This window comes from Polaromonas sp. (assembly GCF_013817205.1).
Taxonomy (GTDB): domain Bacteria; phylum Pseudomonadota; class Gammaproteobacteria; order Burkholderiales; family Burkholderiaceae_C; genus Polaromonas.
The window spans coordinates 23,768-38,713 of record NZ_JACDDD010000004.1 but is presented as its reverse complement, the minus strand read 5'-3'; the positions used below and the strand labels follow the sequence as shown (position 1 = coordinate 38,713).

General features: G+C 61.9%; 13 protein-coding genes. 2 read left to right on the top strand and 11 right to left on the bottom strand.

Features of this window, described 5'->3' with window-relative positions; translation table 11 throughout:
* Nucleotides 1-61 precede the first annotated feature (61 nt).
* Nucleotides 62-616: a polymer-forming cytoskeletal protein gene (locus H0W47_RS01650; protein ID WP_296919758.1), complete on the bottom strand. Its 555-nt coding sequence runs from the start codon at nt 614-616 to the stop codon at nt 62-64.
* 158 nt (nt 617-774) lie between these two features.
* On the opposite strand from H0W47_RS01650, the gene H0W47_RS01645 reads away from it, so the two are divergent.
* Both H0W47_RS01645 and H0W47_RS01640 read left to right on the top strand, forming a co-directional pair.
* Nucleotides 775-1,086: a hypothetical protein gene (locus H0W47_RS01645; protein WP_296919756.1), complete on the top strand. Its 312-nt coding sequence runs from the start codon at nt 775-777 to the stop codon at nt 1,084-1,086.
* A gap of 87 nt (nt 1,087-1,173) precedes the next feature.
* Nucleotides 1,174-1,605, top strand: coding sequence for a hypothetical protein (locus tag H0W47_RS01640; RefSeq protein ID WP_296919754.1), 432 nt, complete (start codon nt 1,174-1,176; stop codon nt 1,603-1,605).
* Here H0W47_RS01640 and H0W47_RS01635 read toward each other — a convergent pair.
* The 10 genes from H0W47_RS01635 to H0W47_RS01590 all read right to left on the bottom strand — a co-directional run bounded on the left by H0W47_RS01635 (nt 1,599) and on the right by H0W47_RS01590 (nt 14,927).
* Nucleotides 1,599-2,411, bottom strand: a complete 813-nt coding sequence (locus H0W47_RS01635) for a hypothetical protein (protein ID WP_296919849.1) — start codon at nt 2,409-2,411, stop codon at nt 1,599-1,601. The genes H0W47_RS01640 and H0W47_RS01635 overlap by 7 nt on opposite strands.
* Before the next feature lie 86 nt (nt 2,412-2,497).
* The gene (locus H0W47_RS01630) at nt 2,498-4,483 is read right to left on the bottom strand and encodes a tetratricopeptide repeat protein (RefSeq protein WP_296919752.1); all 1,986 of its coding nucleotides are present in this window, start codon (nt 4,481-4,483) and stop codon (nt 2,498-2,500) included.
* 4 nt (nt 4,484-4,487) lie between these two features.
* Entirely contained in the window at nt 4,488-6,623 is a 2,136-nt protein-coding gene (locus tag H0W47_RS01625) for a glycosyl transferase family protein (RefSeq protein WP_296919750.1), read from the bottom strand.
* A 23-nt stretch (nt 6,624-6,646) separates the two neighbouring features.
* Nucleotides 6,647-8,905 (bottom strand): cellulose biosynthesis cyclic di-GMP-binding regulatory protein BcsB, encoded by a 2,259-nt coding sequence (locus H0W47_RS01620; RefSeq protein ID WP_296919748.1) that lies wholly within the window; start codon nt 8,903-8,905, stop codon nt 6,647-6,649.
* 162 nt (nt 8,906-9,067) lie between these two features.
* Nucleotides 9,068-9,289 (bottom strand): hypothetical protein, encoded by a 222-nt coding sequence (locus H0W47_RS01615; RefSeq protein WP_296919746.1) that lies wholly within the window; start codon nt 9,287-9,289, stop codon nt 9,068-9,070.
* 412 nt (nt 9,290-9,701) lie between these two features.
* Nucleotides 9,702-10,541, bottom strand: a complete 840-nt coding sequence (locus H0W47_RS01610) for a hypothetical protein (RefSeq protein ID WP_296919744.1) — start codon at nt 10,539-10,541, stop codon at nt 9,702-9,704.
* Nucleotides 10,542-10,550: 9 nt separating this feature from the next.
* The gene (locus H0W47_RS01605; protein ID WP_296919742.1) at nt 10,551-11,393 is read right to left on the bottom strand and encodes a YaiO family outer membrane beta-barrel protein; all 843 of its coding nucleotides are present in this window, start codon (nt 11,391-11,393) and stop codon (nt 10,551-10,553) included.
* Nucleotides 11,394-11,458: 65 nt separating this feature from the next.
* Nucleotides 11,459-12,445, bottom strand: a complete 987-nt coding sequence (locus H0W47_RS01600; RefSeq protein WP_296919741.1) for a hypothetical protein — start codon at nt 12,443-12,445, stop codon at nt 11,459-11,461.
* Nucleotides 12,442-13,494: a polymer-forming cytoskeletal protein gene (locus H0W47_RS01595; RefSeq protein ID WP_296919739.1), complete on the bottom strand. Its 1,053-nt coding sequence runs from the start codon at nt 13,492-13,494 to the stop codon at nt 12,442-12,444. Before H0W47_RS01595 ends, H0W47_RS01600 begins: the two co-directional genes overlap by 4 nt.
* Complete coding sequence (locus tag H0W47_RS01590) at nt 13,494-14,927, bottom strand: glycosyltransferase family 2 protein (RefSeq protein WP_296919737.1); 1,434 nt, start codon at nt 14,925-14,927, stop codon at nt 13,494-13,496. The genes H0W47_RS01595 and H0W47_RS01590 overlap by 1 nt, the downstream gene beginning before the upstream one ends.
* Nucleotides 14,928-14,946 lie beyond the last annotated feature (19 nt).

The following is a 14,946-nucleotide window of genomic DNA, read 5'->3' as shown; positions in this document are numbered from 1 at the left end:
GCACGCTCACCGGGCGTGCAGCCACCCACCAGTGGAGATCAGCCCTCTGTCAACAGCCGATTCAGGCGACCTGCAGGCCCGGCTTGCCGACCAGCGCCGCCTTGGTGCCAGCCACTGCGCCATAGAGAATTTCTCCGGCGAGCTGGCCACCTTCTTCGATCACCAGCTTGCCATAACGGATCTTGCCGGTGACCTTGCCGGTCGCATAAATCACCAGTTTCTGGCGCACCGTGAGGTTGCCGTCGAACTCACCGTGAATTTCGGCAATGTCGATTTCGGCTGAGCCCTTGAACGCACCGTGCTCGGCGATCTGGATCACGCGCGAGTCCATGGTGGCTTCGACCAGGCCTTCGACCACCAGGGTGTCGCAATCGGTGATCTCTACGCCCTTGAGCTTGATGTTGGGGCCCACCGTCAGCTTGCTGCCGCCTTCGCGCGCAGTCCCGACGGCTGCCGCCGCGTTCTCCTGCACTGGCGTTGCCTGCGTGTTCACTGCGGCGGAAGATGTGGCTGCTGCCGGCGTGCCATTGGCATAGGGGTTGGCGTTGGGACTGCCGTGACGCAGGCTGGTGGGTTCGTTGTCGCGCTTGCCGAAGAACGGTGATTGCAATGCCATGAGGTTTCCTTCAAAAGAGTCCGATGGTACGGACACGGTTTTCAAAAGTCTCCACTGCTAATGCAAGATGAGTAACGAAATTAATTGCACTGCCACGCGCTACGCCCGCCAGCGCCCCGCATGCGAAGCAGCCGACGCGCAAACGATAGACTTGCCGCATGAGCTACACACTGCGGATCTTTCACACCGACGACGTCAGCGCGGCAGAGCGTGAGGCCGCAGCGCAGCGTTTTCGCGCGGCACTAGAAGCGTCGCTGGGTGACGCCAGCCTGGTGGCACCGGTATACCGGGCATGGCTCAGGCTGTTGCTTGCACATGGGGAGCAGGACCGTCCCTGGGACCTGAACCCGGCCGAACAGGTCTTGGCAGACCAGTGGGAAGCCGCCGAACTGGCCGCAACACGTGCCGCCTTCGGCGCTGAGCGCTATATGGGCGACGCACACTATGAGCTCGACATCGGCGACCGCTGAACCCGCCGCCACAGACCGTCTGGCAGCGTGCAACAACCCCACGCAACCGTTTTGCCGATAATCCCCGTATAGACTGAAAGGCGTGTTGTGGAACTCGTGGTGTTTGTGCTTGTCCTATTGGCGCTGCTGGGATTGGCCGCCTTTTTGTGGCTGCGCAGGAAGCGACGCAATATCGACCTCGCGGCCGCCACGAAAACCGCCGCCGAAGAAACCGCTTACCAAGTCAGCTACGCACCACCCGAATTTGAATGGAGCGGGACCACCACCGGCGCCCTGCCCCTGAAGACCCTGACCTACAAGCAGTACGAGTGCCTGGAGGATGCGCGTTATGGTTTCCGAATTGTTGCCGTGGCGCCATCAGAGCGCAAACAGCCGCAACCGCACAAAACCCGTGCCCATGGCCTGAAAACCGTGAGCTCATTGCACAAACACGGCTTTCTGGACGACGATGGCACCGGTGGCTACATCATTACCGACCACGGCCTGAATGCGCTGGAAGTCTGCAGCGTGCGCTATTGAGCCTTAGGGGCGGGCACCTGCGCGGCTGCAATCTCCGCAGTCAGGGAGTCCGGTACATAGTGCGGCCCGTCAAACAGATAGATGCGGTAGCCCGCGTAGTTCGCCAGCTGCGGCCTGAGCTCACCAATCGTCGCGCTGCGAAAGCCGCCACCGGTTTGCGGGCGGAAAGCCTCTGCAATCACCCGTACCCGCTCCCGGCCCAGCTTCGCCGACAGCACGTCGGCATATTGGCGGGCGACGTGCGCTTCCCGCGCGTGCACACCGACCCCATCCTGGAAAAACACCCCAACATCAGGCGGCAACCATTTGGCCAGACCCTGCACCAGTGCTTCGGGGCCAACGTTGGCGCTGTCGTAGACGCTGATCCACAGCGGGCGCGGCAAGGTGGCAAGCAGGGGTGCCAAGGTTGGCGCCTCGGTCCAGGTCGGGTCGATCTCCACGGGAAAATACCATCCTGTCACCTTCAGTGGCGTAGGCAGCCCCGCCAGCACCACCGAGGCCTCAGCAAGCTTGACGATGTCCGCGCGTGCCGCCTTTTCGTCAAAGCGTCCTGCCAGACCCAGAATCACGCCCTGTGCCCAGGCTTCGCCCGCAATCCGGTGCCACGGGGGACGTTGCGTTGCCACCGGCAGCAGGGGGTTGTCCACATAGGCCACCCCGTCAACGGCCGTCCATTGCACCAGCAATTCGGTGGCGCCCAGGCGCTGCCAGTTGCCGCGCGGATCCAGCGTCTTGTTGTCCGGTTGCCAGACCATACCGGCCAGCGGCGGAATCACTGCCGGCGGTCCCGCGCAGGCACCCAGCATCAGCGCCACCGCCAGCATGGCGGCCAGCCACGGCCTGCAGGAATCGACCGAAGGGCGAGCGAGCCTGGACGTTATGCGCTGCTTCATCAGTAGGACAGGGTGGTGAGCAGGAAAACACCACCGGCGCGGGGCGCACCAGTCACGCGCCCGCGGTATTGCAAAGACACGTCCAGATAGGAACGCGGTGCGTTATAGACGTCTTCCCGAAACCAGTAACGCGCGCCGATACCAGGGCCTATGCCTGCAGAACTTCGCGACTGGGCAACAGAGCTGTAGTCCGCTGCCAGCGACAGATGGGGAAATACCACCCACCTGCCGGACTCGCCGACCCGGAAGCTGCGGCCGAGGTCCGCCTGCGCCAAAGCGTAAGTCTGCCCAGCCGAAAGATAACGCCCGACTTCTGCGGAGGTCCGGCTGGTCCACCACGATGGCACATCCACCCGAAGATCGCCGCCGGTCCCCCCGGAATAACCGATTTGGGCCAGCCAGTCATCCTTTCCACCCGAAGGCGCAAACACCCGGCTGATGGACCCTACAAGATTGACATCGGTGAAGGGCTTGTGACGTATGCCGGCTGCCGTCTGCAGGGTCTGGCTGCCAGTCGCGCCACCGCCCTTGCTGCCAAACGTTTGAAACCCGCGGACAAATATCTCCGTGTAGCGCGCGTTTCGATAACCCCACGGTCGCCAGTAAAGCTCCGCACCACCCTGCACACTGTCTGTGGGGGCACCGGGCGGCAAGCCTGACCCGGAGACACTCCCGCGGTAACTGACCGAGGCGATAGCACCAAACTCGCGGGAGACTTCTGCCACCGCCCGCCTTGTTTCGAACAGCATCTGGGGCGTCATGGCCAGCTTCAAGGGCCCAGCGTCGTCGATAGTGCGCTTGAAATAGCCAATCGCCTGTGCGTCCTCACCCGCCCGCACGGCGGCATATGCGGCATCACCCCACGCTGAACTGCGCAGCTTGCCCGCCGTATCGGCCTGGTTGAAAGCCTTCAGCGCCTGCTCATCATTCCCCACGCGGACGGCAAGGTACCCCAGCTCCGCCCCCGACAGCGCCAACGAGCCGTCCGCGCGCGCCTGTTCAAAGCGGGTCCGCGCTTCGCTCTTGCGGCCCAGGTCGAGCAGCAGCGCGACCTCTTCAGCGGCCGTGAGCTGCTTCAGACGCAGGGCGGATTCGAAGTCATCGCGCGCGCCTGCCTCCTGTCCGAGTTTCTGGCGTATCTGGCCGCGCAACATGAACAGCGACGCATCAGGCGCACGCCCGATGACGATGTCCGCCTGCTGCTCGGCCTCGGCGTATTGATTGTTGCGATACAGCGAACGTACAAGCAAAGTCTGGTAGTCGCGGTTCCCCGGCGTCAGTTGCAAGGCCTGCCTGGCGTTGCTGGCGGCGGCTGCAAAATCCGCACGCTCAAAATCAGCGTAGGCCGCAGTGCCCAAGGCCAAGGCTTGTGCGTCCTGCATGCGGCGGCGCAGCGGCTGCTGCTGGGCCACCAGGCGGCCGTCGTCGCCGGCTTCGGCGATGGCTGCCGTGATCGCCTGATCCGCCTCGGGCAACCGGCCGTCCGCCAGCAGCGCGTTGACAAGCAACAGCCGGTAGTCGCGGTTCATTGGCGCAAGGCGCACTGCCTCCTGCGCAAAACCAACCGCTGCAGCGTACTTCGCACTGTCATACGCCTTGTAGCCCTCGGCCGCGGCCGCGAAGGCAGGATCAGGCCGGGGTGGAGAAGGCGCCGGTTGCATATCGGCAATGGCCGGTGGAGAACGAAATACCCGGGCCCGGGGGGCCGTCGGCTTTGACTGAAACGCAGCAGGGCGTTGTGCCGCATCGATCTTGCGAATCAGTTCCTGCAGCTGTACCGCATCGGGTCGCAGCCGCAAGGCTTCGCGTGCTTTTTCCCGCGCAATGCCATAGTCACCACGGGCAAAGGCTTTGTACCCCTCGTCGGCCAGCGCCCAGGCCGGCCCGGTCAGGGGCAAGTCCGACTGCGCTTGTAAACCTGGCGCAGCCAGTGCCAGACTTGCTACATATAGAACCGTGGTTCCGGTTTTATGGAGGATTTTCACGCTGTTATTCCGGTAATTCCACACGCGCCAATTCGGCATGCATCAGCCGCTGCTGGTCAACCACCCGCTCAATAACCTCTCGCAGCAAAATGCCCTGATCCACCAGGTAGTCACCGACCCGCCCATGGCGCTCCGGGCGGTAATTCTGCATCGCGCCCTCAAAAACATTGCGCTTGAGCAGCCCCTGTTCCACCAGCATGTCACCGAGCAGGGGCACGCCTGCCACACCCCGTTCCAGCTTGGAGAAGCTGTCATCGACCCCACGCAGTAGGCGTAAAGCAATCGCCAGTTCGCTCTCACGCACGATGCGCTGCTGCGGTTCCGTGCCAAAAATCTCCACCAGCTCGGCCATTGTCTCTTCCGAAACCGGAGTCGCCACCGCCAGCACGGGCTTTTCGCTTGCGTCCAGGCCGAGATAAACGGCTCGAAACCGTGTGCCAAAATCCTTGGGAGTTGCACCCGCATTGTCCATGACCAGCTCCTTGGTCAGGCGCGCGCGTGTCAGGCCGGCCTGATACGCAATGGCTTCGGCCAGGGTATCTTCGTCAAGCCAGCCATTGGATATCAGGATCTGCCCAAGAGGCATCTCGGTTGTCGCCTGCTCCGTGAGCGCTCTGGACAGCATGCTTTCGTCCACCGCCTTCCACGATTGCAACAACTCGCCGAGCCGCTGGCGGCGGCGCAGCAACTGGCCGCCGGTCGGAAAGTCATGCATGGTCTTGTCCCAAGCCAGCGCCTTCCCTCGGAAGAGATAAGACAAATAAAGACGCCAGGCCCGAGCCACGGCCATGAAGTTGACGAAATTGCTGACCACCATGCGCGGCACGGACATCAGACCGTGCTCCCAGCCGTACAGGGTCGTGGTGAAGTAGATGCGGTGCCCGCAGCGAATAATCAGCGTGATGGCATTGAGGTAAATCAGCACACGCCAGCCGCTGTTCTCGGCAAACAGCGAAGGATAAAAGACACTCCACCAGCCCGTCAGTATGCCGATGTGAAATACCAGGAACTGCACGACCAGCAAATAGGCGAACACATTGACCAGCGCAGTGACGGTACTCTTGCGGTCCCGCAGCAGCAGATATCGGGCCGCGAGGGAGCCCTGCCAGGCAATCTGCTCCCAACTTTGCAGGCCGATCCCCAGCACCCAGCGCGCCTTCTGGCGGTAGGCCTGGCGAAAGGTATCCGGGAAAAACTCGCGCACCGACAAAGGCATGTTCACCAGCACCTCGCGCTTGCCTTTGCCACCAAACCATGACGTCCGTGCCACGCGAAAATTCACCGGAAAGACGCCGAAGATGGCTTGCATGCCCAGTTGCCCAAGGCGGTTGCCGACGTCGTAATCTTCGGTCAGACTGTCAGTGTTGAAGGGCTTGTTGCGCGTGGAACCCACCAGCGCCTGGAGGGCGCGTCTTGAAAAGCAGGTGCCCACACCCGCCGATGGCACCACGCCAGCCACGCTCTCCCTGACTACCATGTCCTTGGCGTGACTCTCGGCAAACTCGTCCATGTACGTGCCTGCCACCAATTCATACCATTCGCGCTCCAGTGAGGCGACCGGCAGCTGGATCATGTCCTTGCGGGGCAACAGGTAGTTGAAGAACTTGAGTTCAAGCGGATGCAGCACGTCTTCGCTATCGTGCAACACGATACCGGCGAACTCCATGCCGTGCGCCTCTTCATAGGCAAAAATAGCCTCGACCACCCAGTTCAGGCAGTCCGCCTTGCATGTTGGTCCCGCGTGGGGCACCTCCACCCTGTGAAGCTGCTTGTAGCGCTTTTGCATGCGCTCAACTTCTTCTATGGTCTTCGCATCATTGACATAGGTCCCGACAAAAACAACGTAATTCCGGTACTCAAGGACTTCGACCATGTTTTCAACCATGGCCGCGATCACGTCATATTCCAGCCATGCAGGGACCATGATGGCCAGCTGCTGCTCGCCCTTCTCGCGCAACTGCTCAGCAGTCATCGGCGCATACTTGCGCCCGACCGTCAGCGAGCGGAAAACGCGCCTCGTCCAGTACCACAGGTCAATGAACAGGTCGTCAACCGAAGAGATGAAGATCAGCACTGCCACCACGGCGGCCATGATCTCCAGGGCCGCGTAATAGTTCGCGGTAAACAGGGTCCAGGCCATGTCAGTTTTTCGCGGAAACCAGCCTACAGCCTGGTTGCCTGCTCAGCCGCCTTGCGCCGGCGCATGCGGCTTGCGAACACCAGGAGCGCAATCATGAATACAACGCCAAGCACGGGCAACATCCACCAGTAGCCTTGGGCAAGGAGCCAGGGTCCGGCATTGTTCTCCACCACCTTGCGCCCGCCTGGGTCAGCAGTGTTCATTTCGGTGAGCAAACCACCGGCTCCGATCACGGCGACGTCACCGCTTCCGAGCAACATTGCCTTGCTCATGACTGGAGCTTGCTTTCCGACCATGCGATACACCACACCTCTGTCACCGCTGACCTTGACCACTTCAACAATGGCCACGTTGTCCAGCCCCCCGACGTCAAGCACTGCGGCATCGCCCTTGCCATTCATCACCAGCCTGCCCCCTTCAAGTTTTACTTTGGAATCGGCATTCTTGAAAGGCAGATCCATGACCAGGAAAGGACCGCCTGGCGCAGGAACGGCGTCTCCGGTCACCGCAGTGAAGCGTGCCTTCGTGGGCGACACACCGGCAGTCAGGGCCAGACGGATGAGGCGCGGCAGCGTCGCTGCAGCATCAGCCAGATAGGCAGCGGGAACCATCACGTGTGCACCAGCGGCATAACGGGCCACCATGCCAGTGAAGTTAGCTGAGAGATCTGCTTTCTCAAGCAACATGTGGCTGCTGGGCAGGACAGAAACCGGGTAGGGCTCCGGTGTCTCGCGGCACCGGTCGCTGGCGAGTTGGCGCACGAAGGAAACACGCAGTGTGTTGCGCGAGGCCAATGCGTAAGCCGGGATGCGGGCAGTGACACGTTCGACCTGGCCTTCTGCGTCCAGTTGCCGGGCGCCCAGCAGGATGTCATTCATGAACACGGAAACCACAGGTGGGGTACGCGCCGCGCTCGGCGCTGCAGACACGTCCAGCACCAGGCTGGAAGGAAGGCGACCATCCGCAGAAACCGCACCGATATCGAAACTGGCATTCCAGTCGGCATGCGACAGCACATCAAAGCTGCCGGGCTTGCCGCCCAGGTATTTCAATGACACAGCAGATCCGTCGCCCGCAGGGTCGGCCGCAGCCTGCACCAGCATCGATGAGCCTACCGCAAGCTTGTTCCAGTACGTGCTGAACATCCCGGCTGCCTGCGCGCCGGCGTCGGCAGCCACCACAATCGCGGGATTGCCAAAGGCCTGCGACAGGCGGATCTCTCCTGGGGCCGCAGCCTGCGCAGCAGGGTCCAGCGCCCGAATCCGCCACTCTGAAAAACCGGCGACGGCGTCGGGTGCCGACGTCTGCATCTGGGTGCGCAGGGCATCCAGGGCAGTGGTCACGCCAGTATTGATGGCCTTGTCAGCAATGATGATGTCGGCACGAAAGGGGCTGGCGGCACCCAGCGACAGCAGAGCGCCCACTTCAGCGGCATCCTTGATCTTGTACTGGCCACCTTGGGCCAGGGCAGCGAAAGCCGGGATGCCGCGAAGGGCTGCGGGCACCACCATGCCGTCCAGGTTGACCGTATCGCCCACAGCAGGCAGTGCCCTGACCTGTGCACGCTTGCCGGCCCGCTCCAGCGCCACCCCCATGCGCCAGGCCGAGTCATACGCGCCTGAACTCAGGTTGTTCGAGGAAATCAGGATCACCGGTGCCGAGGGCAGCGAACCCCAAGCGGTCGTCAGGTCACGCACCGCACTGCTGTCATAGCGATAGGTAAAACGCGAGTCGGGCTCGATACGAAGCACATTGCCGGCGGCACGGCCGTCGGTGCAAAGCCATTCCGCGCCCAGCGCCGTGCTCCAGTTCAGGCCCATTCGCACAAAACCGCTGGGCCGCGGCGAGCCATCCACACCGAGAACAAGGCTGGCGTCGCCTTTATCCTGCGCCATCGGACGCGACGACACCGGATAAGAATCCAGCGACACCACAAAGCTGGTACGCCCGCCGTCGGCACGCATGTAGTTTGCGTTGAGCTTGATTTCCCCACCGCTCAAGGGCACGTTGGCCGGGACGGGGAAGTAGAGCTCCCGCACGGTCTCCGGCGCGCCCAGCACCAGCGGGCCGGTGAAGCCGAGATCGGCCAAGCGGACCTCGCGATAGACCCAACGATCAGCGGCGAGCCGGTTGAAGACTTCGGCGGCACTTGTCGGCACACTCACGGCCGGACTGGGGGCGGTCTGTCCGTTGGTCAACAGCGGAAGACAGACTGTCAGCAACAGGACAGGGCCGCGCGCCAGGCGAAACAGGGAAACCGGGGGGCGGGACAGGGTGTTCATGAAAGTTCTCTAGCCTTGTAGGGCGCCGGTAAGCGCGTTTGCCCACGGAAATGCGGACTGGTTAGCAGGTGTTTGCCTACACAGGGGTGCATGCAAAACGGGGAAAAGCGAAAGACGCCGAAAAATAGACGAGTCGGGGTATGTGCCGCGTTCACGGCCGGATCAGGCCATCCGCGCGCCTGGGCCGAGATCCACCGTCGGACCAGAGCCCAGCAAATCAACAATCACAACCAGGGCGCCACCGAAACGACCCACGCCGAGCTCTCGCATGACTTGCTGCTCCTGCTCGACTGAATCCATGCGCAAAAAACACAGGGCCTGCCGCTTGCCCTCCTGCCTGGCCGCCAGAATGTCCAGCCTGGCAACGGAACCAAACGCGAACAAAGCGAATGCAGTGCTTGGCGTATCGCACCGATATCCGAAAGGTTTTTCAGCTGTTCAATTGCAGTGTTCATAGAGGTTGCAACCAGGTGGGTTTGTGTAACAAATGTTATTTTTGGTTCCAGTGAAGAGTAAAAAGTACTAACTTGGATGTAACTGAGTGAAAGCCGTCCCTACTTGTAGGACACCGCCCCGGCTTTTCCTGATCGGTCGCCTGCACAGGGGTCTGCGCGACCTGCTCACGATTGAATGCAGCTCACGCGCCATCGGTACACCCATTTTCTGGCGTCTGCATGACCGTGCCCAATCGCGCGCAAGGAGGTTGCATTCCGTTCGTTTAAGGTGGACATCAAATGGGAACCCCCAGAAACGCGGGGTGGTCGCCCCCGTGATGTGACGCCCTGCGACGCCGGGCTCAGACGGTCGCTTCTTGCGGCGCGCTGCTGACCGCCCAGGAGTACAGGGCGACAAACACCAGCGCGTCAAAGACGGCCCCCATGCAGATGTACAGCACCGGCATGAACAGCACCGACAGGTGCTGCATGATGAACGCTTGCGCCAGCACCTGGTGGGGAATCATGACGGCGAAGAAGCCCAGGATCAGCGCCGTGTGAAACAGCTTGATGACTAGGCCCTGCTTCAGGATGTAATACCCCATCGCCAGCATCACCGGGGTGGCCAGCATGACCACGTAACCGATGGTCATGAGCTCTTCGCTGTGGCGTGCGATGCTGTAGGGAAAAGCATCCGGGGATAGCCAGAAATAGATGACCGTGACGAGCTGAATGACGCCAACGATACGCAAAGGGTACTTCAGCGGCAACTGCGCGTTTTTCATGCGCACTGACAAGGCCAGCGCCAGCAGCGTCACCACCGCAGTCACGAGCAGGATGGTTCGGCTCGGCAGCGGCCTGTCGTCCGGCCCGCTCGACAGCAACATCGCGTATTGCCCCGTATCGTCGAGCTGATTGGTCAGCGTGAACGGCAGGTCCAGACCTGCGGACCAGAACAGGATGCAATCGCGCCAGAGATCAAACAACAACGGTTTTCCGTAGTACACCAGCGCGCACAGGATCAGCGGCAGGATGACCGCCTGTGCCAGCAGCCAAGGTGTCACTTTGAGCGGCGTGATGGCCCGGTGCGGGCGCACCAGCACACGCCGGGCTCGGGCTTGCCGCGCAGCAGAAAAAGAGGCGTTGAAAAGCCGATCCTGCTCACGCGCAGCTTCAGTCAGGGATTGGGTTCTGGTACTCATGATGCGTGGTCAAAAGTCGTGAAAGATGCCCACATTCACACCGCTGCGGCGGTAGAACGGGTTGGTGTAGCGGTTGGCGCCGACAAGCACCCCGGTGCTCGGCGTCAGCCAGTGGCGCCAGGTCAGGCTGGCCTCACGGCTGTTGAAATCGACCAGTTGGGCACCGGCAGCGACCGCCAGATAAGCCTCGCTGCCCCAGCCGTAGCGGCCTGTCACCAAGTCCTGCTTGTTGCGACCCCAGGTCACTGCCACAAACTGCTGCTGGCTCTTCACCGAGCCCGGATTGCTGGTATTGAAACGCACGCCACCCTCGACGACCCACGGCGCTTCAAAGTAGTAGGCCGCGCCCAACGACACGCTGCGGTCGGTATAGCCCGTCGGTGCGTCGTAGTAACCCACCCCCACCGAGCCTACCAGGTTTCGCGCGGGTAAAAACTTGCGGTACAAGGTCGCATCGACGCGAAATTTCGGCAGGTAAAAAGCGCCGTCACCTGCGCCCAGGGCTACCGATGCATGCCAGTCGGGATTGAAGGTGTAGGTGTCGCTGACTCCGACGAAGGTGCCCGACTGGCCGAAGCGATGCTGGTGTGACAACTCGCCCTGGAACACATGTGCCCCGGCGCCATAAGCGCCGCGCAGTGTTACGTCGTCCCATTTGCCGAAGCCACCGGTGAGTTTTTGTACGCCCGTGCTGAGCTCCAGGCTCCGCAGCGCGTCCTGGCCCCCGGGCGCAGCGGGAGCCGCTGCGTTGTAGGTGGCGGAGGGGGTGCCAACCGGGGTGCCGGTCTGGGCCAGGGCCGGCATTGCTGCGGTCAACACCACGGGCAGGGCAAGATAAACGGGTCTAAACATGAAAGCTCACTCCAAAAAAACTGACGTCGTGCGCACAGGCGCGGGAGGGAAAGCGCTGCGGCCTCTCATTTGCAATTCGCTTCGCTGGCCGCAGCCGTCACTCCCCGGCTCAACAGGATCTGGTAGGACGCTTCATCGCTCACTGCCCAGCGGGACGAGTGGCGCAGCGGCGTTGACTGGCGCAGCCAGCAAGCGGCCGTGGCCTTGTCGTTCTGGCGCAGGGCGAGCACGGCAAGCAAGCCCCAGGGGTAATCGGCTTCGCCCTGGATCAGCCACTCTGCACGGTGGACTTTCATCCAGTCGCGGTAATACTGGCGCGCGTTGCCCGGCACCAGCGGAAAATCGAAGAGCAGCGGGAAGATCTGCGCCACATGGTCGGGGTAAAACGCCGGCTTCTGCGAACGCTGCTCCAGCTGGGTGGACACCAAAAACCGCTTGTTGACAGGGTCCCAGAAGGTGTCATGAATGGCACGCGCCAGCTTGTCGGACGCGGCTCTTTGCTGCGGCTGCTTCAGGTGCACCTTGAGCGACCAGACTTCCAGGTTGTCCATGAACAGGCCATGTAATACCACTGGCGAGACCATGTAGATGCCGCGCGACGGCTGGTACAAATGCTCCAGCGCGACCTTGCTGGCATCGTGGCTCTTGCGCCAGACCGGGTTGCCAGTCAGCTTGGCCGGCATGGTTTCAAGCAGCTTCATCCAGATCGCGAGCAAGGAGTCATCGGCGTCCGCCGTCTTGCAGGACACCCATTTTTTGTCGGCGCCCCGGCAAAACCGGTCAAAGGTGCCATCCGGCTTTTGCCGCGGTACCAGCCAGTTGGCAAACTTTTCAGCCGGCACCGAGATGTCCATGCCATTTTCGTGCGCCAGCAACAGGGCCTGCATTGCAAAATAGGGGTCCGCAGAGTCACCGCCATGCAGCACGGTGATGGCACCGCTGTCGTCGGTGTAGCCGCTCAGCTCTAGCCGTGGCGCGGCACTGGCGCATCCCGCCTGGATCAGCAACATCGCGCCCATCGAACAGACTGTCAACAGTTGTTTGAGCCTCATGCCTGCTTCACCATGCCGATTTCGCGCGCCCACACGGTCCCGTGCACAACCACACCGTCTTCCACGATGATGTTGCTGGCCGTGACGGTGGTCGGCACATCAGGCAAGCCCACCAGCGCGCTGGCCCCGATCAGGATGTCGCTTTCCGACACCACGGGCCCCCAGGCCCGGGCATCTTTGTAAACGTACACGCGCTTTTCGCACGTCACGGCGCCCTGCACGCTGGCGCGATGGCCGATGCTCACCCCTTCGCGCGCCTTGACGTCGCCGATGACGGTGGTCCCCGCCCCGACGGTCAGAAAACCCGTCACGACCAGCGATCCACTGTAAATGCGGGCTGGCGGCAGCGCGCAGTCTCCGCGGATCAGAAAAAGCAGCGGCGTTTGCTGGACGGCGCCCGGCAGATCGGCATAACTGCCCGGCGTCTGCTCCGCGCTGAGGGGTGGCAAACCGTCGCTGGCATGTGAGCCAAAACGCAGGGCAGGCGCATGCAGACGTTCAAACCATGTCTCGTTGCCGAGCTCGATGGCGCTGCCTGCGGACACCCGCCTGAGCGCTACACTGCGCGGCCCCATGCGCATGATGCCGTCGGCGTGCGCCCAGTCGTTGACGGTGCTTTGTTCCCCCAGGTCAATATCGCCCGTGGCATACAGCGCTGGAAAGACTGATTCAGCACCGGCGCTCAGGTTTCCCTGCACGTAAACCGGTTGCGCGCTGCGAATAGGCAAGGGGCTGGCAATGCTGCTGCGTGCAATCAACCGCTTGTCCGCTTTGCCCCAATCCAGCTCGGTCCCAGCCGACCAGTCTGGATCACCGACAAATTCGAAGTCTTCATACCCGGTGGGCTCGCCCTGCCCCAGCCTGGCCGAAACATCCGCGTGCAGGCGCCGGGCAAAGTGGTCGATATCGGTCGTGTAGTTGGCCGAAATCGGCAAGGCCGCAAAGTCAGTGGGCTGCCGCCATTCCCTAAACGCCGGCACAAACGGCAGCGTCAGCAGCAGCAGACAGATCGATACAAAAGCAGCGTAGGTGATGTAGTCTTGAGTCATTATTCGGCAGCCTTGGGGCGATAACGAATGGTCTTGTCCCAGACCATCTCACGTTCGAAAATTCGGTCCAGCAGCAGGCTCCAGACAGCACCGGAAATGGCAAACAGGCTGACGAGAAAGCCCAGCATATTGAAAGGCAACAACCGGAGACGCCGGCGATTGCCGTCAATCAGCACCGCGATCACAATTTCAAAAAATGCGGCGAAATTACCCAGCGTTCCGTAAATCATCAGCGCAAAAATGGGGATCAGCGACGACAGCAGAGAGCCCGCGTTGAGGAAGTACAAGCCCAGCGCCAGGCACCATCCAGCCAGCATGACCAGCGGAATCACGAAGACGAACAGCAGCAACAAACCGTCAATGCGCTGCGCCGGCGTGAGGTAAGCGCTGGTGGCAAATTTCCACCAGTAACGCGTCATCACCTGGTTGTGGCCCTTGGCCCAGCGCGTCACCTGCTTGATGCGCACGCCCCAGTCCTCGGGCACTTCCTCATAACATTCCGATCGGTTGGTATACACCGTCTTCCAGCCGTTGAGCATGAGCCGGAAGGTGATGTCGGTGTCTTCGGCCAGCGTATCGTCGTGCCAGCCGCCCACCGCCTCTACCGCCGACAGGCGCACCCCGCCGACCGTTCCGCCGTACTGCGGCAGCAGGTTCATGTTCATGCGCGCCTGCTGGTCCACCTGGTAGCCGCCCGAGCGCTCCAGGTCCAGCATGCGGGTCAGCAGGTTGGCACCGCTATTGACGGGTACCACACGTCCCATCACTGCGCCAATTTCAGGATCAAAAAACGGCGCTACCAGCTGCTTGAGCAAGCCGCGACCGGGCACGTAGTCCGCGTCAAAAATAATCGCAATGTCGCCTTCGGCGAATTGCAGGGCGTCTTTCAGCGCAGCCGATTTCCCGGCCTTGCCGGTGGTGCGGTGAAACGGTGACATGCGCGAAGGGAAACGCGCCACATAACCGTCGATGATCTCGCCGGTGCCGTCTTTTGACCGATCATTGACGGGGATGATTTTGAGCCGATCTGCTGGATAGTCGGTATTGAGAAGCGCCTCGATGCACCCGGCGATGACCTTTTCCTCGTTGTGCGCCGCAATGAATACGGTGACCATGGGCCAACGCGCCACGGCGATGTCGATATACGGATGGCGCTGCACGCCGGTCAGCCGGTTGATTGTGAACATGAAATGGCGCACGCCGTAAACCATCATGCTCACCACGATCAGGAACAGCAGCGAGGTCATGACGGCCGCGACTGGGTAGTCCTTGAACGAGGGAATCAGCGCACCGGTCAACTGGGCTTGCGCCAGGGCCGGGCCAGCGCCGATGAAGGCGGCGGCCGCAATGGCGTACGCCACGCGTGCCCGGCCAGACCGCCGGATGACGGGAACGGAGACAGCGGCCGGAAGGCCGCAAGAAGAATGCAACATGGGCAGGGCTCCGGTAAGA